Here is an 856-nt window from a genome sequence, read left to right on the forward strand (position 1 = left end):
AGGGAGGTGGGCCCATAGCTCAGCGGTAGAGTGCCTCCTTTGCAAGGAGGACGCCCTGGGTTCGAATCCCAGTGGGTCCATGCTGTTCGGATTCGCCGTACGGAACCGTTGCCCTTAAGTGGGTTACTCCGCTACGATTGAATCCGAACGAACCGATGCACCATCCCGCGCAAGCGCGGTTGGGAAGGGTTGAATACGCCCCCGGTGACACCCAGGGGCGTGTGATGAGGCCGTGTGTACGTGCAATCCAGACGTCCACTGGACCCGTTCCCGGGTCACAGTGACAATATATCGCACTACCACCATGGTAGTGCACCACAACGTGGCTACTGTGCCACCTGGTGGATAGCTCGGCTCGAGTGCCGACGAAGGACGTGCCAAGCTGCGAAAAGCCTCAGGGACCCGCACGGAGGGAAAGAACTGAGGATCTCCGAATGGGAATCCCCTCGCAATTGCTTCGCGCAATGGGGAACGCCGGGAATTGAAACATCTCAGTACCGGCAGGAAAAGAAATCAATAGAGATGTCGTTAGTAACGGCGAGTAAACGCGACACAGTCCAAACCGAAGCCTTCGGGCAATGTGGTGTTCGGACTGGCTCTCAGCAGCAGACCGTCTGCATGAAGTCTCCTGGAACGGAGCGTGAGACAGGGTGATAACCCCGTAATGCAGACCAGTACGCTGTGCGTCAGCTCCAGAGTATCGGGGGTTGGATCTCCCTCGTGAACACGGCCGGCATTAACGGCCAAGACTAAATACAACTCGAGACCGATAGCGAACAAGTAGCGTGAGCGAACGCTGAAAAGCACCCCATGAAGGGAGGTGCAATAGGGCTTGAAATCAGGTGGCGATCGAGCG

At 57.1% G+C, this 856-nt stretch carries 1 tRNA gene and 1 rRNA gene; both read left to right on the top strand.

Features of this window, described 5'->3' with window-relative positions:
• Window positions 1–8: 8 nt before the first annotated feature.
• Window positions 9–80 (top strand) — tRNA-Ala (locus tag SM753_RS20200).
• A gap of 237 nt (window positions 81–317) precedes the next feature.
• A 23S ribosomal RNA gene (locus SM753_RS20205) occupies window positions 318–856 on the top strand; the annotation flags it as partial.

The organism is Halostella sp. PRR32 (genome assembly GCF_034808085.1).
GTDB classification, from domain to species: Archaea; Halobacteriota; Halobacteria; order Halobacteriales; family Natronoarchaeaceae; genus Halostella; species Halostella pelagica.